Origin of the sequence: Pseudomonas sp. HMSC076A11 (assembly GCF_001810205.1) — a bacterium.
In the GTDB taxonomy this organism is placed as follows: Bacteria; Pseudomonadota; Gammaproteobacteria; order Pseudomonadales; family Pseudomonadaceae; genus Pseudomonas; species Pseudomonas aeruginosa.
Window position 1 is genome coordinate 380743 of sequence record NZ_KV800319.1, and the last position, 24807, is coordinate 405549.

General features: G+C 66.9%; 21 protein-coding genes. 19 read left to right on the plus strand and 2 right to left on the minus strand.

Annotation, left to right across the window (positions count from 1 at the left end; genetic code table 11):
• Positions 1 to 124: 124 nt before the first annotated feature.
• On the minus strand, positions 125 to 1987 hold the full coding sequence (locus tag HMPREF2716_RS26195) for a flavin monoamine oxidase family protein (protein WP_003113842.1): 1863 nt from the start codon (positions 1985 to 1987) through the stop codon (positions 125 to 127).
• Between the two features lie 321 nt (positions 1988 to 2308).
• Between HMPREF2716_RS26195 and HMPREF2716_RS26200 the strand changes: the two genes are divergently transcribed.
• Complete coding sequence (locus HMPREF2716_RS26200) at positions 2309 to 3004, plus strand: tellurite resistance TerB family protein (RefSeq protein ID WP_003092554.1); 696 nt, start codon at positions 2309 to 2311, stop codon at positions 3002 to 3004.
• 36 nt (positions 3005 to 3040) lie between these two features.
• On the opposite strand, the gene HMPREF2716_RS26205 is transcribed toward HMPREF2716_RS26200, so the two are convergent.
• A complete protein-coding gene (locus HMPREF2716_RS26205) occupies positions 3041 to 3946 on the minus strand; it encodes a LysR family transcriptional regulator (protein ID WP_003092552.1) in 906 nt (301 codons plus the stop codon).
• A gap of 171 nt (positions 3947 to 4117) precedes the next feature.
• Between HMPREF2716_RS26205 and HMPREF2716_RS26210 the strand changes: the two genes are divergently transcribed.
• The 18 genes from HMPREF2716_RS26210 (at position 4118) to HMPREF2716_RS26295 (ending at position 24679) form a co-directional block, all read left to right on the plus strand.
• Complete coding sequence (locus HMPREF2716_RS26210; protein ID WP_003159433.1) at positions 4118 to 5791, plus strand: GMC family oxidoreductase; 1674 nt, start codon at positions 4118 to 4120, stop codon at positions 5789 to 5791.
• 108 nt (positions 5792 to 5899) lie between these two features.
• Positions 5900 to 7519: an MFS transporter gene (locus HMPREF2716_RS26215; RefSeq protein ID WP_023517933.1), complete on the plus strand. Its 1620-nt coding sequence runs from the start codon at positions 5900 to 5902 to the stop codon at positions 7517 to 7519.
• Positions 7520 to 7785: 266 nt separating this feature from the next.
• Positions 7786 to 9414, plus strand: a complete 1629-nt coding sequence (wspA, locus tag HMPREF2716_RS26220) for a Wsp signal transduction system chemoreceptor WspA (RefSeq protein ID WP_003106291.1) — start codon at positions 7786 to 7788, stop codon at positions 9412 to 9414.
• Between the two features lie 4 nt (positions 9415 to 9418).
• The gene (locus HMPREF2716_RS26225; RefSeq protein ID WP_003106290.1) at positions 9419 to 9934 is read left to right on the plus strand and encodes a chemotaxis protein CheW; all 516 of its coding nucleotides are present in this window, start codon (positions 9419 to 9421) and stop codon (positions 9932 to 9934) included.
• Complete coding sequence (locus HMPREF2716_RS26230; RefSeq protein ID WP_003122132.1) at positions 9931 to 11199, plus strand: CheR family methyltransferase; 1269 nt, start codon at positions 9931 to 9933, stop codon at positions 11197 to 11199. Before HMPREF2716_RS26225 ends, HMPREF2716_RS26230 begins: the two co-directional genes overlap by 4 nt.
• The gene (locus HMPREF2716_RS26235) at positions 11192 to 11881 is read left to right on the plus strand and encodes a chemotaxis protein CheW (protein WP_003103738.1); all 690 of its coding nucleotides are present in this window, start codon (positions 11192 to 11194) and stop codon (positions 11879 to 11881) included. Before HMPREF2716_RS26230 ends, HMPREF2716_RS26235 begins: the two co-directional genes overlap by 8 nt.
• The gene (wspE, locus tag HMPREF2716_RS26240; RefSeq protein ID WP_003103736.1) at positions 11878 to 14187 is read left to right on the plus strand and encodes a Wsp signal transduction system sensor histidine kinase WspE; all 2310 of its coding nucleotides are present in this window, start codon (positions 11878 to 11880) and stop codon (positions 14185 to 14187) included. Before HMPREF2716_RS26235 ends, wspE begins: the two co-directional genes overlap by 4 nt.
• Complete coding sequence (gene wspF / locus HMPREF2716_RS26245; RefSeq protein WP_003092534.1) at positions 14184 to 15191, plus strand: Wsp signal transduction system protein-glutamate methylesterase WspF; 1008 nt, start codon at positions 14184 to 14186, stop codon at positions 15189 to 15191. The genes wspE and wspF overlap by 4 nt, the downstream gene beginning before the upstream one ends.
• 107 nt (positions 15192 to 15298) lie before the next feature.
• Positions 15299 to 16342: a Wsp signal transduction system regulator diguanylate cyclase WspR gene (gene wspR / locus HMPREF2716_RS26250; protein ID WP_003103734.1), complete on the plus strand. Its 1044-nt coding sequence runs from the start codon at positions 15299 to 15301 to the stop codon at positions 16340 to 16342.
• A gap of 122 nt (positions 16343 to 16464) precedes the next feature.
• Positions 16465 to 17560, plus strand: a protein-coding gene (gene prfB / locus HMPREF2716_RS26255) for a peptide chain release factor 2 (RefSeq protein WP_010895661.1) whose coding sequence is annotated in 2 segments (ribosomal slippage) — positions 16465 to 16536 and positions 16538 to 17560 — 1095 coding nt in all. Because the reading frame shifts where the segments join, the coding sequence is not laid out codon by codon here.
• Between the two features lie 181 nt (positions 17561 to 17741).
• A complete protein-coding gene (gene lysS, locus HMPREF2716_RS26260) occupies positions 17742 to 19247 on the plus strand; it encodes a lysine--tRNA ligase (protein ID WP_003103728.1) in 1506 nt (501 codons plus the stop codon).
• A gap of 211 nt (positions 19248 to 19458) precedes the next feature.
• Positions 19459 to 20172, plus strand: a complete 714-nt coding sequence (locus tag HMPREF2716_RS26265) for a TetR/AcrR family transcriptional regulator (protein WP_003092520.1) — start codon at positions 19459 to 19461, stop codon at positions 20170 to 20172.
• A gap of 96 nt (positions 20173 to 20268) precedes the next feature.
• Positions 20269 to 20820 carry a hypothetical protein gene (locus HMPREF2716_RS26270; protein WP_003103725.1) on the plus strand — a complete coding sequence of 184 codons (552 nt, stop codon included), beginning with the start codon at positions 20269 to 20271 and terminating at the stop codon, positions 20818 to 20820.
• Between the two features lie 8 nt (positions 20821 to 20828).
• On the plus strand, positions 20829 to 22124 hold the full coding sequence (locus HMPREF2716_RS26275; protein WP_003092515.1) for a flavohemoglobin expression-modulating QEGLA motif protein: 1296 nt from the start codon (positions 20829 to 20831) through the stop codon (positions 22122 to 22124).
• Positions 22125 to 22192: 68 nt separating this feature from the next.
• On the plus strand, positions 22193 to 22939 hold the full coding sequence (locus HMPREF2716_RS26280) for a TIGR00266 family protein (protein ID WP_003113847.1): 747 nt from the start codon (positions 22193 to 22195) through the stop codon (positions 22937 to 22939).
• Complete coding sequence (locus HMPREF2716_RS26285; protein WP_017148397.1) at positions 22936 to 23841, plus strand: alpha/beta hydrolase; 906 nt, start codon at positions 22936 to 22938, stop codon at positions 23839 to 23841. The genes HMPREF2716_RS26280 and HMPREF2716_RS26285 overlap by 4 nt, the downstream gene beginning before the upstream one ends.
• The gene (locus HMPREF2716_RS26290; RefSeq protein ID WP_003092509.1) at positions 23838 to 24161 is read left to right on the plus strand and encodes a PA3694 family proteiin; all 324 of its coding nucleotides are present in this window, start codon (positions 23838 to 23840) and stop codon (positions 24159 to 24161) included. Before HMPREF2716_RS26285 ends, HMPREF2716_RS26290 begins: the two co-directional genes overlap by 4 nt.
• The gene (locus HMPREF2716_RS26295; protein ID WP_003092502.1) at positions 24158 to 24679 is read left to right on the plus strand and encodes an O-acetyl-ADP-ribose deacetylase; all 522 of its coding nucleotides are present in this window, start codon (positions 24158 to 24160) and stop codon (positions 24677 to 24679) included. The genes HMPREF2716_RS26290 and HMPREF2716_RS26295 overlap by 4 nt, the downstream gene beginning before the upstream one ends.
• Positions 24680 to 24807 lie beyond the last annotated feature (128 nt).

The following is a 24807-nucleotide window of genomic DNA, read 5'->3' on the forward strand; positions in this document are numbered from 1 at the left end:
CATAGGGTCTTTGAACGGCTTTCGTGGAGTAGGGGTTGAAATCGCTGTCAGTACATTTCTGTCAGTCTTGCTGGACATCGGAAGGGCGCGACGGCAGCGCGGGTTCCGCTGCCGTCGCCGTCCTTCAACCCAGTTCGCGGACTGCCCGCACCGCCTGGTCGATGGCGGCATGGGCGTAGGCATCCCAGGCCGCATCCGAGTTGGCGATGGCGACATTGCCGACCTTGCTTCGCGCCAGTTCCATCAGCGCTTCGCTTTCCGCCTCGTCGTCGTAGAGGGTATTCATGAAGTAGGAGTAGCCGTGCGACCAGCGGTTCACGGTGATGCCGGTGATGTCGCGGCGGTGGTCGAAGCCCGCCGGGCCGAGCATGGCCTGGAGCTGGTCGCGGATGTCCTTTTCCAGTTGCTCGAAGCTCATCGCGTAGAGCTTGCTGCGGCCTACGCGAGCCTGGGTGCGGGCGTCCATGCCGGCGTTCGGGGTGGTCGGCACGTAGACCATGTGCACGCCGATCGGCTGCCGCGGGTCGCGTGGATGCCGGTAGCTGCCGAGGTCGACCGGGAAGTCCAGCTTGATCCGCGAGTAGGGCAGGGTCGGCGCGTAGATCTCGTGGATGCCGAGGGTCTTCCAGGCCTGCCAGTTGCGCAGCAATACCTTGGTGTACACCAGCGGGAACTTGACGTTCTGGCTCAGCGCGTGGGCCTGCTCCTCGGAGAGGTCGCGCAGCAGGTACGGCACCATCATGTTGTAGCAGGCCATCACGCAGTGCTTGCCGCGTACCCGGTGCAGGCGGCCGGCGCGGCTGTAGCCGACATCGACGCCGCCGGCGCGGTTGCGCACGCTGACGGCGGTGCTGTTCAGGCGCAGGCGCACCGGGTGCCCGGCGAGGTCCAGCTTCGAGTAGTCGAAGCGGGCCATGACGATGTCCTCCATGCCTCGGCCCGGCGCCACCGCGGGGATCAGGTCGCGCACCATGAGCCGAGCCAGCGAGGCGTTGCCGTCGGGGAAATGGTAGATGTACGGCTCGTCCATTTCCGCCTGGGCCTCCTCGCTGGGTTGCGGCAGGCCGAGGGCGTCGAAGCCGGGGAAGCCGGCGGCGTATGCGTCGGCCGCCGGCAGGGCGTCGGCGCCGAGGGCAGAGAAGTCGTTGCTGCGGCCCTGGAAGTACTTCACCGAGGTTTCCGAGAGCCCGACGTTCTTGAGCAGGTAGTCGCGGTAGCTGGTCTTCGCCAGGTAGGTTTCCTTTTCTTCCACGCTCTTGCCGGCAAGATAGTCGCGAGGTGATTCGTACAGCGCGATGAGCGCCTCCCGGTCTTCGCGGCTCAGCGGGAAGTCGCCGATGAAGGCGCGCCAGGAGCGGGCATTGAGACGATCGCGGGGGACCTCGTCGGCAACCATCGGCGTCGGGTCGCCGCTGACCAGCTTGTCCACGCCGAAGCTGGCCTTGTCGAAGAACACCGCGCGGGACAGGCCCAGGCCGGGGTAGAAGTCGGTGTCGAAGGCTGTCTCGAAGCGCTTGAGCTCGACGCCCAGGCGTTTCAGCAGGTGTTTGGCGTCTTCGCTGTAGAGGGCGTTCGGCGATTGCAGCGACTCGCTGCCGCCGTAGCCGAGGATGGTGCGCCCGCCGGCCTGGAATTCGTTGCGCTTGGCATGGCCGCCGAAGTCGTCGTGGTTCTCGATGACGAGGATGCGCGCCGCGGGGTGCCGTTCGCGATAGAACCAGGCGGCGGCGAGGCCGCTGATGCCGCCGCCGACCACCACCAGGTCGTATTCCTCTTCGATCGGCAGGTGGTCGACATCGAAGGTCTTCTTCTCCCAGCCCATCTGGTGTGCGACTTCGAAGGCGCCCGGATGGCTACCGCGCAGGCCGGTGAGCGCGGGCGGATAGTAGCGGCCGCCGGGGGCGGCGCGGAGGATCTCGGCGGGGGTCAGGCCTGCGGCGATGGTCAGGGCTACGCCGTTCAGGAAGTCGCGGCGGGAGATGGTCATGGGAAGTCCTTTGCGAGGCAGTGGGTGGCTCGGGGGAGCCATGTTCACAGTTTGCTGTTGCGAATGCGCGCGGAGCGGCTGGCGTTGGACGCCGACCCGCAGTCGCGGGCGGGCGCGGAGTTTAGAGGGCCATGCCGGCGCGTCGAAGGGCTTTCTGCTGGCACTAGGCCTCTATCTGGAAAAATGTGACATGCGTCGCGCTTTGCCAAGGTGTCCGCGGAGGCCGGCAATATCTCGAAGCAAACTCCCGGCGGGCAGCGCGGACGCGAAGGGCTAGAGTCGGTCGAATCCGGTTGTTACCGAACGTCCTGGAGGTTCCTCATGAATACCCGTGGTTTGCTCGACCAATTGCTCAAGTCCGGGCAGGAAATGTTGCAGAACAAGACCGGCGGCAAGCCCGGCGCCAGCGGCGGCGGACAGCTCGGCAGCCTGCTTTCCGGCGCCGGCGGCGGAGCCCTGGCGGCTGGCGCCATCGGCCTGCTGCTGGGAAACAAGAAGGCGCGCAAGTTCGGTGGCAAGGCGATCACCTACGGCGGCCTCGCCGCGCTCGGGGTGATCGCCTACAAGGCCTACAACAACTGGCAGCAGCAACAGAACGGCGCCGCGCCGCAGGCGCAGCCGCAGACCGTCGACCGCCTGCCGGAAGCCCAGGCCGAAGTGCATAGCCACGCGATCCTCCAGGCCATCGTCGGTGCGGCCAAGGCCGACGGCCACATCGACGAGCGCGAACGGCAGATGATCGAAGGCGAGGTGGCCAAGCTGACCAGCGACCGCGAGGTGCAGGGCTGGCTGGAGCGCGAGCTGAACAAGCCGCTGGACCCGGCCGAGATCGCCCGTGCCGCGAGCACCCCGGAGATCGCCGCGGAGATGTACCTGGCCAGCCTGCTGATGGTCGACGAGGAAAGCTTCATGGAGCGCTCCTACCTTGAGGAGCTGGCGCGGCAGCTGCGCCTGGAACCCTCGTTCAAGCTGGAGCTGGAGAACCAGGCCAGACAGGCGCTGCAACGCCTGGCCTGAGACGGCGGAGTGTCGTTCCGCGGATAACCGCCGCCATCATGGCGGCGGCGTTGCCGAAGGGCCGAGCAGAACCTCTCGCTCGCGCTGGCACAGCTCCAGCAGGAAGTCCCAGACCACCCGCAGGCGCACCGAGCGGTGCAGCTCCCGCCGGGTGCTCATCCAGTACTCGCGCTGGATGCTTTCCTCGGGCAGCACCGGTACCAGCAACGGATCGCGGCTACCCATGAAGTGCGGCAGGATCGCCAGGCCGATGCCGGCCTGTGCCGCCTGCTGCTGGGCGACCACGCTGGTGCTGCGGAACACGACCTGCGGGTGGCGGCAGAAACTGTGGTGGAACATCAGTTCCTGGCTGAACAGCAGGTCGTCGACGTAGCCGATCCACTGGTGCCTGCCGAGGTCGTCGCGGTCGCGTAGCGGCGGCGCCTGTTCCAGGTAGGCGGGGCTGGCGAACAACGCCAGGCGATAGCGGGTCAGCAGGCGGGTGATCACCAGGTCGGCGCTCGGCCGGTCTAGGGAGATGGCGATGTCCGCTTCGCGGTTGGTGATGCTGACGAAGCGCGGCACCGAGACCAGCTCGACCTCCAGGCCCGGGTAGTGGCGCATCAATTGCGCCAGGCGCGGAGCGAGGAAGACGCTGCCGAGGCCTTCGGTGACGCCGATGCGGATCTGCCCCAGCGGCGAGATGCTTTGGCTCATTTCTTCCTGGGCGAGCAGCGCGGTGTTCTCCATCGCCTCGGCGTGCTTGAGCAGCGCCTGGCCGGCCGGAGTCAACTGGTAGCCGCCGGTGTGCTGGGCAAACAGTTGGGTGCCGAGGTCGCGCTCGATGTTCTCGATGTGCCGGGCCACCGTGGCGTGAGTGGTGCCGAGACGCTTGGCGGCGGTCAGCAGGCGACCGCTGCGCTGCAACTCGAGGAAGAAACGCAGGTCATTCCAGTCGAACATGGGGAGCGCCTTCTGCCGGGCCGAGGGGGTGCTGTTAGAAAACGAACAATAGCTGCCCCGAAACGTTTGTTTTTTTATCGCGAATGAACGACTAGCCTCAAGCCGTTCGAGACTTGCCGGTCATCCGCAGGTCCGACGGCCCATCACAAGAACGACAAGACGAGGCTCGCCATGCCCGAGGTACTGGATACCTACGACTACCTCATCGTTGGCGCCGGACCTGCCGGCTGCCTGCTGGCCAACCGGCTTTCCGCCGACCCTGCCAACCGTGTCCTGCTGCTGGAAGCCGGCGGCCCGGACAACTATCCCTGGATCCACATTCCCGTCGGCTACCTCTACTGCATCGGCAACCCGCGTACCGACTGGTGCTTCGACACCGACGAGGTCCCCGGGCTCAACGGTCGTTCCCTGAAGTACCCGCGCGGCAAGGTGCTCGGAGGATGCTCCTCGATCAATGGCATGATCTACATGCGTGGCCAGGCCCGCGACTACGACCAGTGGGTGGCCGAAGGCAATCCGGGCTGGAGCTGGAGAGAGCTGCTGCCGCTGTTCCGCAGGATGGAGGACCATTTCGCCGGGACCAGCGAAATGCACGGCGCCGGCGGCGAATGGCGGGTAGAACGCCAGCGGCTCTCCTGGAAGCTGCTCGATGCCTTCCAGCAGGCGGCGGCGCAGACCGGAATCGCCAGCGTCGAGGATTTCAACGGTGGCGACAACGAAGGCTGCGGCTACTTCCAGGTCAACCAGCGCGGCGGGGTGCGCTGGAATGCCTCGAAAGGCTTCCTGCGCGGCATCGCCCAGCGCGCCAACCTGACGGTTCTGACCCATGCCGAAGTCCAGCGGGTGCTCCTCGAGGACGGCCGCGCCAGGGCTCTGTCGGTCCGTTGGCAGGGCCGCGAGCAGCGCTTCGAGGCGCGCCGCGAGATCGTCCTGAGCGCTGGCGCGATCGGTTCGCCGTGCCTGCTGCAACGCTCCGGGATCGGCCCGCGGGACCTGCTGGAGCGGCTCGGTGCCGGGGTCGTCCACGAGTTGCCCGGGGTCGGCGGTAACCTCCAGGATCACCTGCAACTGCGCATGATCTACAAGGTCGACGGCGTTCCCACCCTCAACCAGATCGCCGGCAGCCTATGGGGCAAGCTGGGCATGGGCCTGCGCTACCTGGCGAGCCGCAGCGGGCCGTTGTCGATGGCGCCGAGCCAACTGGGCGCCTTCGCCCGCTCCGATCCGCAGCAGCCCTCGGCCAACCTCGAATACCACGTCCAGCCGCTCTCGCTGGATCGCTTCGGCGAGCCGCTGCATGCCTTCCCGGCGTTCACCGCGTCGGTCTGCGACCTGCGTCCGCACAGCCGGGGAACGGTGCGCATCCGCTCGCTCGACCCGGGCGAGGCGCCGTCGATCCAGCCCAACTACCTGAGCGATCCGCGCGACCTGAAGGTCGCTGCCGACGCCATACGCCTGACCCGCCGCATCGCCGCCGCGCCGGCGCTGGCCGCCTTCCGTCCGCAGGAGTACAAGCCCGGCCCGGAATACCGCAGCGAAGAGGATCTGCAGCGCGCCGCGGCGGAGATCGGCACCACCATCTTCCACCCTGCCGGCACCTGCCGCATGGGCCAGGGGCCGCAAGCGGTGGTGGATGCGCAATTGAGGGTGCACGGAATCCCCGGCCTGCGTATCGCCGATGCCTCGATCATGCCCAGCCTGACCTCCGGCAACACCTGTTCGCCGGTGCTGGTGATCGCCGAGAAGGCGGCGCAGATGATTCTCGCCGAGCGCCGCCGCGAGGCCGCGCCGCAGGTCGTCGAAAGCGCCATGGCCGCCGGCGGCAAGGAGGCGGTGGAGGCCTGAGGATCGCTACACCCCGTATCGCGTGGCGCCCGGCGCCGCAGCGGTCGACGCTGAAAACGGAAATGGCAGACAACAATAAGAGCCCCCACAAGGGGCGGGAGAGCCGCAATGACCGAGTACGCAACGACCCCTTCCTACACAGTGCCTGCGACCACGCCCCAGGAGGAGCGCAAGGTGATCTTCGCCTCCTCGCTGGGCACGGTCTTCGAGTGGTACGACTTCTTCCTCTACGGCGCCCTGGCGGCGGTGATCAGCAAGCAGTTCTTCGCCGGCGTCAACGACACCACCGCCTTCATCTTCGCCCTGATGGCCTTCGCCGCCGGCTTCCTGGTGCGGCCCTTCGGCGCGCTGGTGTTCGGCCGCCTGGGCGACATGATCGGGCGCAAGTACACCTTCCTGGTGACCATCCTGCTGATGGGGCTGTCGACCTTCGCCGTCGGCCTGCTGCCCACCTATGCCTCGATCGGTGTCGCCGCGCCGATCATCCTGGTCACCTTGCGCATGCTCCAGGGCCTGGCCCTGGGCGGCGAGTACGGCGGCGCGGCGATCTACGTCGCCGAGCACGCCCCGGCGAACAAGCGCGGTAGCTACACCAGTTGGATCCAGTCCACCGCGACCCTCGGCCTGTTGCTCTCGCTGCTGGTGATCCTGGCTTGCCGCCAGTTGACCGGCGACGAGTTCGAGACCTGGGGCTGGCGCCTGCCATTCCTGCTGTCCATCGTCCTGCTGGGCATTTCCACCTGGATCCGCCTGTCCATGCGCGAGTCGCCGGCGTTCCTCAAGATGAAGGCCGAGGGCAAGGTCAGCAAGGCGCCGCTGCGCGAGTCCTTCACCCAGTGGGGCAACCTCAAGGTGGTGCTGACCGCGCTGTTCAGCATCAATGCCGGCCAGGCGGTGACCTTCTACACGGCGCAGTTCTACGTGCTGTTCTTCCTCACCCAGGTGCTCAAGGTCGATGGTGGCACCGCCAACGGTCTGCTGATCGTCGCCCTGGTGCTTGGCGCGCCGTTCTTCATCGTCGCCGGCTGGCTGTCCGACCGCATCGGCCGCAAGCCGGTGCTGCTGGCCGGCCTGCTGCTCGCCACGCTGTTCTACTTCCCGCTGTTCAAGGGCCTGACCCACTACGCCAATCCGGCCATCGACCAGGCCAGCCGGCAGTCGCCGATCAGCGTGGTGGCCGACCCGGCGACCTGCACCTTCCAGTTCGACCCGGTAGGCAAGGCGACCTTCGACAGCCCCTGCGACAAGGTCAAGACCTTCCTGGTCAAGGCCGGCCTGCCCTACTCGACGGTGGCGGCGCCCGCCGGCAGCGACGTCAGGGTGCGGATCGGCGAGACCGAGATCGCCGGCTTCGACGCCGAAGCGATGGCGGCCGCGGTGAAGGCGGCAGGCTACCCGCAGCAGGCCGACGGTAGCCAGGTGAACAAGCCGATGGTGATCGCCATCATCTTCGCCCTGGTGCTGATCTCCACCCTCTGCTACGGCCCGCTGGCGGCGCTGATGGTCGAACTGTTCCCGACCCGCATCCGCTATTCCTCGCTGTCCCTGCCGTACCACATCGGCAACGGCTGGTTCGGCGGCTTCCTGCCCACGGTCTCGTTCGCCCTGGTGGTGTACACCGGCGACATCTTCTACGGCCTCTGGTATCCGGTGCTGATCACCGGCGGCAGCCTGGTCTGCGCCCTGCTGTTCCTCCGCGAAACCCGCCATACCGATATCCACCGGTGACATCGCGCCCCGTTCCCGGCATGGGGACGGGGCGCACATTCCCTCCGTGATGTGCCTGTCTTCTCAGAAAAGTCTGGCTTGCCAGTTTTCTTTCTTTGTCTTTCTGCCACACTTCTGGCGTCAAAAAACGCCTTTCCAGCGCCTACAATAGCGGGAAAACCCTATGGCGCTGCTTGCCGGTGCCGGGGACGGCCTATACAGTCCGCGCGATTGACGGGCCGTTGTGGTGGCAGGAACGAATCCGGACTCGAGTCTTGGGGAAAAATGTGAAGAACTGGACTGTTCGCCAGCGAATCCTGGCAAGTTTCGCCGTGATCATCGCGATCATGCTGCTGATGGCCGCTACTGCGTACGTGAAGATGTTGACGGTGGAAAAGGGCGCCTACCGTGTCCAGGACGACGCCATGCCGGGGATGTACTTCATCACGCTGGTACGCAGTTCGTGGACCGACAACTACTTGCAGACCCAGGAACTGTTCGGCATCACCGACGACCACGAGCTGAGCAAGGCCGAGGCCGACAGTATCCTCGCCAGCGAGGAACGCCTGGACCAGCAGATCGCCTCCTACCAGAAGACCATGAACCCGGACGAGGCCCGCGACCACGAGTTGCTCGCCGGTTTCCAGGCCGTGCGCAAGAACTACCTGGAGCAGCACGACAAGGTGCTCGAGCTTTACCGCGAGAAGCGCTTCGAGGAAGCCGGCAAGCTCGTCGCCGGCCCGTTGACCGAGCACTGGCGCGAGGGCCGCAAGTACCTCAACGAGATGATCGAGCTGAACAAGGACATCGCCGACCGCGCCTCGGACAACATCGTAAACGCGGTGGACGATGCCGAACTGAGCATGCTGGTGACCCTGCTGCTGGCGGTGGTGGTAGCCGGCATCTGCGGGTTCCTGCTGTTGCGGGCGATCACCCAGCCGATCCAGAAGATCGTCCGCAGCCTCGACCTGATGGCCGGTGGCGACCTCACCGCACGCCTGAACCTCGGCCGGCGTGACGAATTCGGCGCCATCGAGACCGGTTTCAACGGCATGGCCGAAGAGCTCAAGGGCCTGGTGTCGCAGGCCCAGCGTTCTTCGGTGCAGGTCACCACCTCGGTCACCGAGATCGCCGCGACCTCCAAGCAGCAGCAGGCCACCGCCACCGAAACCGCCGCGACCACCACGGAGATCGGCGCCACTTCTCGCGAGATCGCCGCCACCTCGCGCGACCTGGTGCGGACCATGAGCGAAGTCTCCGGCGCCGCCGAGCAGACTTCGACCCTGGCCGGTTCCGGCCAGTTGGGCCTGGCGCGCATGGAGGAAACCATGCACCACGTGATGGGTGCGGCCGACCTGGTCAACGCCAAGCTGGCGATCCTCAACGAGAAGGCCGGCAACATCAACCAGGTGGTCACCACCATCGTCAAGGTCGCCGACCAGACCAACCTGCTCTCGCTGAACGCCGCCATCGAGGCGGAGAAAGCCGGCGAGTACGGCCGCGGGTTCGCCGTGGTGGCCACCGAGGTGCGCCGGCTGGCGGACCAGACCGCGGTCGCCACCTACGACATCGAGCAGATGGTGCGCGAGATCCAGTCGGCGGTATCGGCCGGGGTGATGGGCATGGACAAGTTCTCCGAGGAGGTCCGCCGCGGTATCGCCGAGGTCGGCCAGGTCGGCGAGCAACTGTCGCAGATCATCCAGCAGGTGCAGGCGCTGGCGCCGCGGGTGCAGATGGTCAACGAGGGTATGCAGGCCCAGGCTACCGGTGCCGAGCAGATCAACCAGGCGCTGGTGCAACTGGGCGAGGCCACCGGGCAGACCGTGGAGTCGCTGCGCCAGGCCAGCTTCGCCATCGATGAGCTGAACCTGGTGGCGAACGGGCTGCGCAACGGCGTATCCCGCTTCAAAGTCTGAGGCTGTGACCGTGTCCCGCTCCACCGGCGATCATCGACGCACCAGCAAGCTGTTCCTGCTGTTCCGCATGGAAGGCGACCGCTATGCCCTGGATGCCCGCGAAGTGGTCGAAGTGCTGCCGCTGCTGCGCCTGAAGCGCATTCCGGAGGCGCCGGAATGGGTCGCCGGGGTGTTCTCCCATCGCGGCGTCCTGGTCCCGGTGCTCGACCTCTGCGCAATGGCCTTCGGCCGCGCGGCGCTGGCCCGCACCAGCACGCGCATCGTGCTGGTCGAATACCGCGCCCGCCAGGACCGGGAGCCGGTCTGGCTCGGACTGATCCTCGAACAGGCCACCGATACCCTGCGCTGCGAACCGTCGGCGTTCCGCGACTATGGCCTGGACAACGGCGGGGCCCGCTATCTCGGTCCGGTCTATGAAGGACCACGGGGACTGGTGCAATGGGTGCGGGTCGAGGCATTGCTGCCCGACGAAGTGCGCGCCCTGCTGTTCCCGCCGGAGTGCGGCGAGGGGACGGCATGAACGATCGCTTCGAACGCCTGCTCAAGAGCAGGATCGGCCTGGATGCCAGCTCGGTGGGCAGCGCGGTGATCGAGCGCGCGGTACGCCAGCGCATGAGCGGCCTCGCGCTGCACGACGAGGACGAATACTGGATGCGCCTGAACGGCTCGCCGGGCGAGGTGCAGGCGCTGATCGAAGCGGTGGTGGTGCCGGAGACCTGGTTCTTCCGCTACCCGGAGTCGTTCACCACCCTCGCCAGGCTGGCCTTCGAGCGCCTGCCGAGCCTGGGCGGCGGACGCGCGCTAAGGATCCTCAGCCTGCCCTGTTCCACCGGCGAGGAGCCGTATTCCATCGTCATGGCCTTGCTCGATGCCGGGCTCTCCGAGTACCTGTTCGAGGTCGACGCCCTGGACGTCAGCGCTCGGGTGATCGAGCGCGCCAGCCTCGGGGTGTACGGCAGGAATTCCTTTCGCGGCGACGAACTGGGGTTTCGCGACCGCCATTTCAGCGAGGTTGCCGAGGGCTACCAGTTGGCCGAGCAGGTTCGCCGCAAGGTGCGCTTCCGCTGCGGCAATTTGCTCGATCCCGGGCTACTGGCGGGCGAGGCACCCTACGATTTCGTGTTCTGTCGCAACCTGCTGATCTATTTCGACCGCCCGACCCAGAGCGAGGTGGTCGAGGTGCTCAAGCGCCTGTTGCGGTCGGACGGCGCGATGTTCATCGGTCCGGCCGAGGCGAGCCTGCTCAGCCAGCACGGCATGCAGCCGATCGGCGTGCCGCTGTCTTTCGTGTTCCGCCGGACCAGCGAGGCGCCCCGCGGCGCGCGGCCCAAGGCGGTGAGCGACGGAGCGCGCCCGGTCGTTGCCGCCGCCGTGGAGCGTGCGAGTATTCGGCCTTCGCCGCCGCCACCGGCGAAACCGCGCCAGCGGCTGTCCAGCCTGGTTCCGCCAGCCAGCGGCCAGCCCCTCGCCAGTCCCGTCGGCGAGTTCGACGAAATCGCCCGCCTGGCGGATGCCGGCCAGCACCGCGAGGCGCGCGCCGCCTGCGAGCGCCAACTGGCCGCGCGTGGGCCGTCGGCCACGGTCTTCTACTGGCTCGGGCTGCTCAGCGATGTCGCCGGGCAGGAGCAGGAAGCCCAGGATTTCTACCGCAAGGCCCTGTACCTGGAGCCGCAGCACGCCGAGGCGCTGGCGCACCTGGCGGCGCTGCTCGCCGCTCGCGGCGACCATGCCGGCGCCCGGCGCCTGCAGCAACGTGCGGCCCGTGGAGTGAACAAAGATGGTTGAGGCGAGCCTGACCTTGCTCGATACCCAACAGGTGGATGACTGCTGGAACCGCATCGGCGTGCATGGCGACAAGTCCTGCGAACGCCTGGCCGAGCATGTCCATTGCCGCAACTGCGAGGTTTACGCTGCCGCGGCGACCTACTTGCTGGACCGCATCGCCCTGCGCCAGGACCAGCTCGACAGCGCCGAAACGATGGACAGCCAGCGCGAACAGAGCGACCTCGGCGAGACGCGTTCGATCCTGGTGTTCCGCCTGGGCGAAGAGTGGTTCGGCCTGGCCACCGGCAGCCTGGTGGAAGTGGCGCCGATGAATCCTATCCATTCCCTGCCGCACCAGCGCTCGCGCGCCCTGCAAGGGGTGACCAACGTGCGCGGCGCGCTGGTCGCCTGCCTTTCCCTCGGCGAACTGCTGGATCTCGAACCCGGCGCCGCGCCGGTCAGCGAGCGCCGGGTGGTTCCGCGCATGCTGATCATTTCCGCCGCCGGCGGTCCGGTGGTGGCGCCGGTGGAGGAAGTCGACGGCATCCATGCGATTCCGCTGGCGCGGATACTGCCGCCCAACCACGCCGACGGCCAGGCCTCGCGCCGGCACGTGGCCGGCGTGCTGCAATGGCGCGAGCGGAGCATCACCCTGCTCGACGAAGGCCCTCTCCTGCAAGCCGTAGCGCGGAGCCTGGCATGACCCCGGACCAGATGAGAGACGCGTCGCTGCTCGAGCTGTTCCGGCTCGAGGCGGAGGCCCAGACCCAGGTGCTCAACGCCGGCCTGATGGCGCTGGAGCGCAGCCCGACCCAGGCCGACCAACTGGAAGCCTGCATGCGCGCCGCGCACTCGCTGAAAGGCGCGGCGCGGATCGTCGGGCTGGACGCCGGCGTGCGCGTGGCGCACGTCATGGAGGATTGCCTGGTGGAGGCGCAGGACGGACGCCTGCTCCTGCAATCGGAACATATCGATGCGTTGCTCCAGGGCTGCGACCTGTTGCTGCGTATCGGCACCCCGCCAGCCGGCGACGCAGGCTGGGCCGAAGGCGCCGGGCGGGAAGAGATCGACGGCCTGGTGCTGCGCCTCGAAGGCCTGGTGCGCAGCGGCCTGCCGCTGGCCCGCGCGGAGCTGCCGGCGACGACTCCCGGTCTGCCGGAAGCGGTCCCCGAGGCGCCGCCAGCGGCGTCAGCGGCCGCCAGCGACGACAACGACGAGGAGCCCGCCGGGCAGGCGGGCGGCGAACAGGCCGAGGAGCGCCGCAGCCGGGTCTTGCGGGTCACCGCCGAACGCCTGGACAGGCTGCTGGATATCTCCAGCAAGTCGCTGGTGGAGTTCCAGCGCATCAAGCCGCTGGCCGATTCCCTGCAACGCCTGCGTCGCCTGCAGTCCAGCGCCAGCCGCGCGCTCGACGTGGTACGCGAGACGGTCCAGGAAACCGCCCTCGACCCGCAGGCCCAGGCCATGCTCGGCGAGGCGCGGCAACTGATTGGCGAATGCCAGCAGATGCTGGTGCAGCACATCGCCGATCTCGACGAGTTCGCCTGGCAGGGCGGCCAGCGTGCCCAGGTGCTCTACGACGCGGCGCTGGCCTCGCGGATGCGGCCATTCGCCGACGTCCTTAGCGGCCAGGCGCGGATGGTTCGCGACCTGGGCCGCTCGCTGGGCAAGCAGGTGCGCCTGCTGGTCGAGGGCGAAAGCACCCAGGTCGACCGGGATGTCCTGGAAAAACTCGAAGCGCCGCTCACCCACCTGCTACGCAATGCCGTCGATCACGGTATCGAGGCGCCGGAAACCCGCCTCGCCGCCGGCAAGCCGGCCGAGGGCAGGATCACCATCCGCGCCCGCCACCACGCCGGCATGCTGGTCCTGGAACTGAGCGACGACGGCGGCGGCATCGATCTGCAGCGCCTGCGCGAGACCGTGCTCAATCGCCAGTTCGCCACCGCCGAGACCGTGGCGCAACTGAGCGAGGAGGAACTCCTGGCGTTTCTCTTCCTGCCCGGCTTCAGCATGCGCGAGCAGGTCACCGAGGTGTCCGGTCGCGGCGTCGGACTGGACGCCGTGCAGCACATGGTCCGCCAGTTGCGCGGCGGCGTGCGCATGGAGCAACGCCAGGGGCAGGGAGCGCTGTTTCACGTCGAGGTGCCGCTGACCCTGTCCGTGGTGCGCAGCCTGGTGGTGGAGATCGGCGAGGAGGCCTACGCCTTCCCGCTGGCGCACATCGAGCGCATGTGCGAGCTGGAAGCGGAGGAGATCGTCCAGCTCGAAGGTCGCCAGCACTTCTGGTACGAGGGTCGCCATGTCGGCCTGGTCTCGGCTGCGCAACTGCTGCAGCGGCCCGAGAGCAGCCGCACCGAAGGGGCCATCCCGGTAGTGGTGGTGCGCGACCGCGATGCGGTCTACGGCGTCGCCGTGGAGCGTTTCGTCGGCGAGCGTACCCTGGTGGTGATGCCTCTCGATCCGCGCCTGGGCAAGGTGCGCGACGTTTCCGCCGGCGCCTTGCTGGACGACGGTTCGCCGGTGCTGATCCTGGACGTCGAGGACCTCCTGCATTCGGTCGGCAAGCTGCTCAGCAGCGGCCGCCTGGAGCGCATCGATCGCAGCCGGCGGCAGGCCGGCGGGGCGCAACGCAAGCGCATCCTGGTGGTCGACGACTCGCTCACGGTGCGTGAGCTGGAACGCAAGCTCCTGCTCGGCCGCGGCTACGACGTGGCAGTGGCGGTGGATGGCATGGACGGCTGGAACGCCCTGCGCTCGGAGCATTTCGACCTGCTCATCACCGATATCGACATGCCGCGCATGGACGGTATCGAACTGGTCACCCTGGTGCGTCGCGACAGCCGCCTGCAGTCGCTGCCGGTGATGGTGGTGTCCTACAAGGATCGTGAGGAGGACCGTCGGCGCGGTCTCGACGCCGGCGCCGACTATTATCTGGCGAAGGCCAGTTTTCACGATGAGGCCTTGCTGGATGCCGTCGTCGTCCTGATCGGAGAAGCACAGGGTTGAGGATCGGAATCGTCAATGACATGCCGTTGGCCGTCGAGGCGCTGCGCCGCGCGCTGGCCTTCGAGCCGCAGCACCAGATCGTCTGGGTCGCCAGCAACGGTGCCGAGGCGGTGACCCAGTGCGCCGCCGATACGCCCGACGTGGTGCTGATGGACCTGCTCATGCCGGTGATGGACGGCGTCGAGGCAACTCGTCGGATCATGGCGGAAAGTCCTTGCGCGATCGTGATTGTTACCGTCGATATCGAGCAGAATGTGCACCGGGTTTTCGAAGCGATGGGATATGGGGCGCTCGATGCGGTGAACACGCCGGCGCTGGGCATCGGCAACCCGCAAACGGCGGCGGCGCCGTTGTTGCGCAAGATTCAGAACGTCGGCTGGCTGATCGGCCAGCGCGATAACCGTGGCAAGGTCCAGGTGGTGCCGCCGAAGGCCGGCGGGGCGCGCCAGCGTCTGGTGGCGATCGGCGCCTCGGCTGGCGGTCCGGCGTCGCTCGCGGTGTTGCTCAAGCAACTGCCGGCCAGTTTCAATGCCGCAGTGGTGCTGGTGCAGCATGTCGACGAGGTATTCGCCGCCGGCATGGCCGAATGGCTGGCCAGCGAATCGAAGCTGCCGGTGCGCCTGGCGCGCGATGGCGAGCCGCCGATACCGGGGCAGATCCTGCTGGCGGGGACCAACAATCACATCCGCCTGCTGCGCAACGGTTCGCTGGTGTACACCGCCGAACCGCGTTCTTTCGTCTACCGGCCGTCCATCGACGTGTTTTTCGAGAGCGTGGCGAATTATTGGCGTGGCGATGCCGTGGGCGTGCTGCTGACCGGCATGGGCCGCGACGGCGCCCAGGGCCTCAAGCAGATGCGCGAGCGCGGTTTCCTCACCATCGCCCAGGACCAGGCCAGTTGCGCAGTCTACGGGATGCCGAAGGCCGCGGCGGCGATCGATGCAGCGGTGCAGATCCTTTCCCTGGAAAAGATCGCCCCGCGCCTGGCGGAGGTATTCGATTAGCCGGGTTCGACTCCGGCCAGGCGCCAGGGTAGGCGCCGGCGCCCGCCGCGGCGGTGCGTGGAACAGCATTCAATTTGATACGAGGGGCCCCGGTCCCGGAGAGAAACATGCACAACCCTCATGAGAGCAAGACCGACCTGGGCGCCCCTCTGGACGGCGCGGTCATGGTACTGCTTGTCGATGATCAGGCCATGATCGGAGAGGCTGTGCGTCGCTCACTGGCGAGCGAGGCGGGCATCGACTTCCATTTCTGTTCCGATCCGCAGCAGGCGGTGGCGGTGGCCAACCAGATCAAGCCGACGGTGATCCTCCAGGACCTGGTGATGCCCGGCGTCGACGGCCTCACGCTGCTCGCTGCCTACCGCGGCAACCCGGCGACCCGCGACATCCCGATCATCGTCCTGTCGACCAAGGAAGAGCCGACGGTGAAGAGCGCGGCGTTCGCCGCCGGCGCCAACGACTACCTGGTCAAGCTGCCTGACGCCATCGAGCTGGTGGCGCGGATCCGCTACCACTCGCGTTCGTACATCGCCCTGCAGCAACGCGACGAGGCCTATCGGGCGCTGCGCGAGAGCCAGCAGCAGTTGCTGGAGACCAACCTGGTGCTGCAGCGGCTGATGAACTCCGACGGCCTGACCGGGCTCTCCAACCGTCGTCACTTCGACGAATACCTGGAGATGGAGTGGCGCCGCTCGCTGCGCGAGCAGTCGCAACTGTCGCTGCTGATGATCGACGTGGACTATTTCAAGAGCTACAACGACACCTTCGGCCACGTCGCCGGCGACGAGGCCTTGCGCCAGGTCGCCGGGGCCATCCGCGAGGGCTGCAGTCGCTCCTCGGACCTGGCGGCTCGGTACGGCGGCGAGGAGTTCGCCATGGTCCTCCCGGGCACCTCGCCGGGCGGCGCACGGTTGCTGGCGGAGAAGGTCCGGCGCACGGTGGAGAGCCTGCAGATCAGCCACGACCAGCCACGCCCGGGCTCGCACCTGACCGTCAGCATCGGCGTCAGCACCCTGGTGCCGGGCGGCGGCGGGCAAACCTTCCGGGTTCTCATCGAGATGGCCGACCAGGCGCTCTACCAGGCCAAGAACAATGGCCGCAACCAGGTCGGCCTGATGGAACAGCCGGTGCCGCCGGCCCCGGCGGGCTGAGCGGCGCGCGGCGGCCATGCGTCGCCGGCCGGCATTAAATAGAGGCCGGCGTACTGCCTGTGGGGCGCAAGTGCAGTATACTTCGCAGCTTTTCGACGTTTTCCCGCGAGTGAGCGCCAGCCATGGAAATCAACCCGATCCTCAACAGCATCAAGGACCTCTCCGAGCGCACCCAGACCATTCGGGGGTATCTTTGACTACGATCAGAAGCATGATCGCCTGGTCGAAGTAAACCGCGAGCTCGAAGACCCCAACGTCTGGAACAACCCCGAATACGCCCAGAACCTCGGCCGCGAGCGCGCCCAGCTGGCGCAGGTGGTGGAAACCCTGGACGACCTGACCAGCGGCCTGGCCGACTCCCGCGACCTGCTGGACATGGCGGTCGAGGAAGACGACGAGGGCGCCGTCGACGACGTTGCCAACGAAGTCGAGCGTCTGCGCGAGATCCTCGAGAAGCTGGAGTTCCGCCGCATGTTCAGCGGCGAGATGGACCCGAACAACGCCTACCTGGACATCCAGGCCGGCTCCGGCGGCACCGAGGCCCAGGACTGGGCCAACATGCTGCTGCGCATGTACCTGCGCTGGGCCGACAAGCACGGCTTCGACGCCACTATCATCGAGCTGTCCGAGGGCGAGGTCGCCGGCATCAAGGGCGCCACCGTGCACATCAAGGGCGAGTACGCCTTCGGCTGGCTGCGCACCGAGATCGGCGTGCACCGCCTGGTGCGCAAGAGTCCGTTCGACTCCGGCAACCGTCGCCACACCTCGTTCACCGCGGTGTTCGTATCGCCGGAAATCGACGACAACATCGAGATCGAGATCAACCCGGCCGACCTGCGCATCGATACCTACCGCTCCTCCGGCGCGGGCGGTCAGCACGTGAACACCACCGATTCGGCGGTGCGGATCACCCACGTGCCGACCAATACCGTGGTGGCGTGCCAGAACGAACGCTCCCAGCACGCCAACAAGGACACCGCGATGAAGATGCTGCGGGCCAAGTTGTACGAGCTGGAAATGCAGAAGCGTACCGCCGCGTCCCAGGCCCTGGAGGACTCCAAGTCCGACATCGGCTGGGGCCACCAGATCCGCTCCTACGTGCTCGACCAGTCGCGGATCAAGGACCTGCGTACCGGTATCGAGCGCAGCGACTGCGACAAGGTGCTCGACGGCGATCTAGACGAATACCTCGAAGCCAGCCTCAAACAGGGGCTGTAAAGCTGCTGCGCCTGGCCAGGCCGCGTTGGAAAATGGTTCGGACTGCTCGTTTTTTTATGATCGTGAACTCCGTGTCCTCGCCATTTCCCGCCTTGCCTGGCCGGCGTTCGCTACGCTTTTCGCCCCTGTTGCGCAATCCGTTTCCACAGGCAAGAGAGCCTAACCAGGAACCACCAAGACCATGAGCGACCAACAACTCGACCAGCACGAACTGCAACAGGAAGAAAACAAGCTGATCGCCCAGCGCAAGGAAAAACTTGCCGCCGTGCGCGAAGCCCGGGCCATCGCCTTCCCCAACGACTTCCGCCGCGACGCCTACTTCGCGGACCTGCAGAAACAGTACGCCGACAAGACCAAGGAAGAGCTGGAAGCCGCAGCGATCCCGGTCAAGGTGGCCGGTCGGATCATGCTCAACCGCGGTTCCTTCATCGTCCTCCAGGACAGCAGCGAGCGCCTGCAGGTCTACGTCAACCGCAAGACCCTGCCGGAAGAAACCCTGGCCGAGATCAAGACCTGGGACCTGGGCGACATCATCGGCGCCGAAGGCGTGCTGGCCCGCTCGGGCAAGGGCGACCTGTACGTCGACATGACCAGCGTGCGCCTGCTGACCAAGTCGCTGCGTCCGCTGCCGGACAAGCACCATGGCCTGACCGACACCGAGCAGCGCTACCGCCAGCGCTACGTCGACCTGATGGTCAACGAGGAAACCCGCCACACCTTCCGCGTGCGTTCCCAGGTCATCGCCCACATCCGCCGTTTCCTCAGCGAGCGCGGTTTCCTCGAAGTGGAGACCCCGATGCTGCAGACCATCCCCGGCGGCGCCGCGGCCAAGCCGTTCGAGACCCATCACAACGCGCTGGACATGGCCATGTTCCTGCGCATCGCCCCGGAGCTGTACCTCAAGCGCCTGGTGGTCGGCGGTTTCGAGAAGGTCTTCGAGATCAACCGCAACTTCCGTAACGAAGGCGTCTCGACCCGGCACAACCCCGAGTTCACCATGCTCGAGTTCTACCAGGCCTACGCCGACTACGAAGACAACATGGACCTGACCGAGGAACTGTTCCGCGAACTGGCCCAGGCGGTACTCGGTACCACCGACGTGCCCTACGGCGACAAGGTCTTCCACTTCGGCGAGCCGTTCGTGCGCCTGTCGGTGTTCGATTCGATCCTCAAGTACAACCCGGAGATCACCGCCGCCGACCTCAACGACGTCGAGAAGGCGCGGGCCATCGCCAAGAAGGCCGGCGCCAAGGTCCTCGGCCACGAAGGCCTGGGCAAGCTGCAGGTGATGATTTTCGAGGAACTGGTGGAGCACAAGCTGGAGCAGCCGCACTTCATCACCCGCTACCCCTTCGAGGTTTCGCCGCTGGCCCGCCGCAACGACGAAGACCCGAGCGTCACCGACCGCTTCGAGCTGTTCATCGGCGGCCGCGAGATCGCCAATGCCTATTCCGAGCTGAACGACGCCGAGGACCAGGCCGAGCGCTTCATGTTGCAGGTCAAGGAGAAGGACGCCGGCGACGACGAGGCGATGCACTACGACGCCGACTTCATCAATGCCCTGGAATACGGCATGCCGCCGACCGCCGGCGAAGGCATCGGCATCGACCGCCTGGTGATGCTGCTGACCAACTCGCCGTCGATCCGCGACGTGATCCTGTTCCCGCACATGCGCCCGCAGGCCTGAGCGCCGCAACAGTCCATGGAAAAGCCGCCTTCGGGCGGTTTTTTCATGGCCGCGCGGTGTCCCGGCCGCCGGGCCAGGGGCCGATAGCCGCCGATCCGCCGGCTGACCACGGAAGGTGCGGGTGGGATCGGAGCTTCCCCGATAGCGGCCGATTGATTCCACGCGAAAAAGTCCGAACAATGCCCCATCGTCCGCGAGCGGAGGAAACACCGTGTCCCGAGTAGCTCCCAGAGACAGCGCCGCGCAGGCCGCCAGCGCGGTAGCCGAAAGCGTTCGTTACCAGGGCCGCAAGGCCAGCCGCCAGGGCAGCGAGCAGCGGCGCCAGGCGATTCTCGATGCCGCCATGCGCCTGATCGTCCGCGACGGCGTACGGGCCGTGCGCCACCGCGCGGTGGCCGCCGAGGCCCAGGTGCCGTTGTCGGCCACCACCTACTACTTCAAGGACATCGACGATCTCATCACCGACACCTTCGCCCTCTTCGTCGAGCGCAACGCAGAGGCGCTGTCGGCGTTCTGGAGCAGCGTGGAGGGCGACCTCCAGGAGATGGCCGCGGTGCTGGCCGACGACCCCGGCGCCCGTGGCTCGCTGGTGGAACGGATCGTCGAGCTGGCCGTGCAGTATGTCCAGGTCCAGCTCACCGAGCGCCGCGAGCACCTGCTGGCCGAGCAGGCCTTCCGCCAGGAGGCGTTGCTCAACCCGCGCCTGCGCGAACTGGCCGATGCCCACCAGCGGATTCTCTCCCTCGGCGCCGTGCATTTCTTCCAGGTGCTCGGTTCCGGGCAGCCCGAGCAGGACGCCAAGGTGTTGACGTCGATTATTCTGCAGATGGAATATCAGGGCCTCGTGGACGGGGTCGAGCAACTGGCCGTGGACGAAATGCGCGCCATACTCAGACGGTACCTGAATCTGGTCATGGGCCTGTGACCTGAGCGTCAACCCCGCCATGGCGGGGTTTTTCATACCCGAACCTTCCCTCGGCCAGCCGGTCGCAGGTTGCGGAGGGTTCCTAAGGAGCGTGTGATGAAAGCCTGGCGTTGCCTGGTGGTCCTGAGTTTCCTGCTGTTGGGCGGTTGCCTGGTCACCTTCAAGGAGCCGATACCGCCGCGCGAGGCGGCGCCGAGCCATCTGCTCGGGACCTGGAGCCGCGAGAACGAGTGGAAGGAAGAACAATTCCTGGAGATCACCCGTTCCGGCAGCAATGTCTACCGTGCGCTCAGCTACGTGGACAGCAAGGACAATACCGAGAGCCTGGAAGACTACGGCTTCACCGTCTCCCACCAGGGCAAGCGCTGGTACCTGTCGGCCGGCCTGCCGAAGAGCCTGGGCGGCAACTTCATCATCGCCGGCTTCGAGATCACCGACGGTGACGAGCTGGTGATCTACAACCTCGACGTCGAGCGCATCGTCGAGGACCTCGGCGCCGGCCAGCTCGACGGCGAGACCGTCGACAGCGATCAGGGCAAGGGCGCGCTGGTGCGCAGCCCGTTGGCGAAGGTCTTCGCCTACCTGAACGATCCCGCCAATTCCGACGTGTTCGTCGAGGCCGCCCGCTTCCAGCGGGTCACCCAATGAGATTGCCGATGAGCCAGCGCAAGGCGCAGAACGACTACCAGAAGATCATCCGCTCCCTGTCCGATCGCATCGTCGAGGCGCAGACGCCGATCCGCGTGCTGGATGCGATCAAATGGGACGACGGGATCCGCCAGGACTTCCTCAAGGGCCGCGGCAAGCATGCGCCGAAGGTCGACCGCGGCTACTACGACAGCCGCCCGCTGGCCTTCGACGCCAGCGCCAAGAAGCAGGAATTCCAGAACATCGAGCGCGACATCACCCGCCAGTTGGGCCAGTTCAACCCGGTCGGGCAGATCATGCGGCGGATGTGCAAGGAATACCGAATGGTCATTCGCATGCTCGAGGCGCGCGGCACCCCGGACCTCGGGCTGATCTCCCAGGAACTCTACGGCTCGGCCTCGGACGCCTTCCATGCCGGCGATCCGACCCTGGCCGACCTCGGCCTGATGCTCTCCGACTACCTGAACAACATCGCCGACCGCGGCGATCTCAAGGACGAACCCAAGACCCTGACCGCCAAGGAGGTCGTACCGATCCTCCAGGCGCGGCTGAACACCGTGTTCGGCGAGGAGGAGGGCACCATCCGCGTGTTCGAGTCCGACGGCATCGTCGCCGACGCGGCGGCCGGCGCCGACTACATCAAGGTACGCGCCGACGCCCTGTTCAACGAGCGCGACGTGCGCGCGCTGGAGGTCCACGAGGGCCTGGTGCACGTCGGCACCACCCTGAACGGCCTGAGCCAGCCGATCTGCACCTTCCTCGCCAAGGGACCGCCGTCCTCCACCGTGACCCAGGAAGGCCTGGCGATCCTGATGGAGGTGATCGCCTTCGCCTCCTACCCGACCCGCCTGCGCAAGCTGACCAATCGCACCCGGGCGATCCACATGGCCGAGGAGGGCGCCGATTTCCTCGACGTGTTCCACTTCTACCGCGAGCAGGGCTACAGCCTGGAGGACAGCTACCAGAACGCCAGCCGGGTCTTCCGCGGCTCGACCCCGGATGGCCTGCCGTTCACCAAGGACCTGTCCTACCTGAAGGGCTTCATCCTCATCTACAACTACATCCAGCTCGCCGTGCGCAAGGGCAAGCTCGAACAGATCCCCCTGCTGTTCTGCGGCAAGACCACCCTGGAAGACATGCGCACCCTGCGCCAACTGGTGGACGAGGGCCTGGTGGCGCCGCCGAAGTACCTGCCGCCGCAGTTCCGCGACCTCAACGCGCTGTCGGCCTGGATGTGCTTCTCGAACTTCCTCAACCACCTCAGCCTGGACCGCATCGAAGCGGACTACGCGAACATCCTCTGACCGTTCCCCGCCGTGCCGGTCTTTCCCGGTGCGCGCGGGCGGTCGGCCGGCAAGCAAGGAGAACGGCGATGGCCAGCCACGAACTCGACTACCGCATCCTCGGCGAATCCATGCAGACCGTGGAGATCGAACTCGACCCCGGGGAAACCGTGATCGCCGAGGCCGGGGCGATGAACTACATGACCGGCGACATCCGCTTCACCGCGCGGATGGGCGACGGCTCCGACGGCAGCCTGCTGGGCAAGCTGTGGAGCGCCGGCAAGCGCAAGCTCGGTGGCGAGTCGGTGTTCATGACCCACTTCACCAACGAAGGCCAGGGCAAGCAGCACGTGGCCTTTGCCGCGCCCTATCCGGGCAGCGTGGTGGCGGTGGACCTGGACGATGTCGGCGGGCGCCTGTTCTGCCAGAAGGACTCGTTCCTCTGCGCAGCCTATGGCACCCGGGTCGGCATCGCCTTCACCAAGCGCCTGGGCGCCGGTTTCTTCGGCGGCGAGGGCTTCATCCTGCAGAAGCTCGAGGGCGATGGCCTGGTCTTCGTCCACGCCGGCGGCACGCTGATCCGCCGCCAGTTGAATGGCGAGACGCTGCGGGTCGACACCGGTTGCCTGGTGGCCTTCACCGACGGCATCGACTACGACGTGCAACTGGCCGGCGGCCTGAAGAGCATGCTGTTCGGCGGCGAAGGATTGCTGCTGACCACCCTCAAGGGCAGCGGCACCGTCTGGCTGCAGAGCCTGCCGTTCTCGCGCCTGGCCGGGCGCATCTACGACGCCACCTTTCGCGCCCGCGAAGAGGTAAGGACCAACAACGGATGAAGCGCCTGCTGATCCCGCTGCTGGTACTCGGCGCGCTGTTCCTCGGTGGCTGCAGTTCGCTGCTGTTCTATCCCGAGCCGGTGGTGCAGATCACTCCGGCGCGCGCCGGGCTGGAGTACCGCGACGTCACCCTGACCACCGCCGACGGCGTGCGCCTGCGCGCCTGGTGGCTGCCGGCGAAGAAAGGCGTGCCGGTGAAAGGCACTGTGCTCTACCTGCACGGCAACGGCGGCAACCTGTCCTGGCACCTCGGCGGCACCTGGTGGCTGCCCGCCGAGGGCTACCAGGTGCTGATGCTCGACTATCGCGGCTACGGCCAGTCGGAGGGCCAGCCGGGACTGCCGGAGGTCTACCGCGACATCGACGCGGCGTTCGCCTGGCTCGACCAGGCGCCGGAGGTGAAGGGCACCGAGCGCGTGCTGCTGGGGCAGAGTCTCGGCGGCGCGCTGGCGGTCCACTACCTGGCCGAGCATCCGCAGCGCCAGGGCCAGTTCAAGGCGCTGGTGTTCGACGGGGTACCGGCGAGCTACCGCGGCATCGCCCGGCACATGCTGGACGGTTCCTGGCTGACCTGGCCGCTGCAGGTGCCGCTGTCCTGGCTGGTGCCCGACGACGACAGCGCCATCCATTCGGTGGCGCGGCTTTCTGGCGCACCCATGCTGTTCTTTCACAGCATCGACGATACCATTGTGCCCCTCGAGAACGGCATCGCCCTGTACCGCCAGGCGCGGCCGCCGAAGGTCCTGCAACTGACCCGAGGCGGCCACGTGCAGACCTTCGCCGAAGCGACCTGGCAGGAAGTGATGCTGCGCTTCCTCGACGATCCCCATGGCTTCACCGGCCTGCGCCGGCTGGCCGAAATCCCGAACCGCGAATCCGCGAAACCCGAAGGCAATCCATGAGCGACCGTAACGTACTCCCCTGCATCCTGACCGGCATCGGTACCATCTTCGTCACCGTCGGCGTGCTCTGGTACTACGGCTACCTGCATTTCGCCAAGCCGCAGGACGCCCTGTTGCTGGCCGACTTCACCATGCTGAAGAGCCTGCCCGGCGAAGATGTGAAGCTGTCCCTGGAGCCGGCCAAGCAGGTCGCGCAGTGCATCGATGGCGTCCTGGTGCTGTTCGACACCGAGCAGAAGGGCCTTTCCGGCGTGCTGGTGGACAACAGGAAGCACGCCGTGCGCTGCGCCGGACAGGAAGTCCCGCAGGAAGTGAAATGACCGAGGTCCGCGTCTGGCAGGGAGACATCACCCGTCTTGCGGTGGATGCCATCGTCAACGCGGCGAACTCCTCGCTGCTCGGTGGGGGCGGTGTCGACGGCGCCATCCACCGCGCCGCCGGTGCCGAACTGGTGGCGGCCTGCCGCCTGCTGCACGGTTGCAAGACCGGCGAGGCGAAGATCACCCGTGGGTTCCGTCTGCCGGCGGCCCACGTGATCCACACCGTCGGCCCGGTCTGGCGCGGCGGCGACAACGGCGAAGCGGAGCTGCTGGCCAGCTGCTACCGGCGCAGCCTGGCGCTGGCCGAGCAGGCCGGGGCGGCCAGCGTCGCGTTCCCCGCCATCAGCTGCGGCATCTACGGCTATCCCTTGGAGCAGGCCGCGGCCATTGCCGTCGAAGAGGTCTGCCGGCAACGCCCGGCGCACAGCAGCCTGGAGGAAATCGTCCTGGTTGCCTTCGATAGCTCGATGGCCGAGCGCTACCAGCGCTTGCTCGGCGAGCGGCCTGTGGCCCGCTGATACCTGGAAAGCTCAAGCCCCGCCCATGAAAAAGCCCCGCCGGATGGCGGGGCTTTTGGGCTTCCGTAGGGCTTATCAGCCGCTGACGGAGGAGCGTGGCGCGACCGGCTTGGCGTCGTTGGAAATGG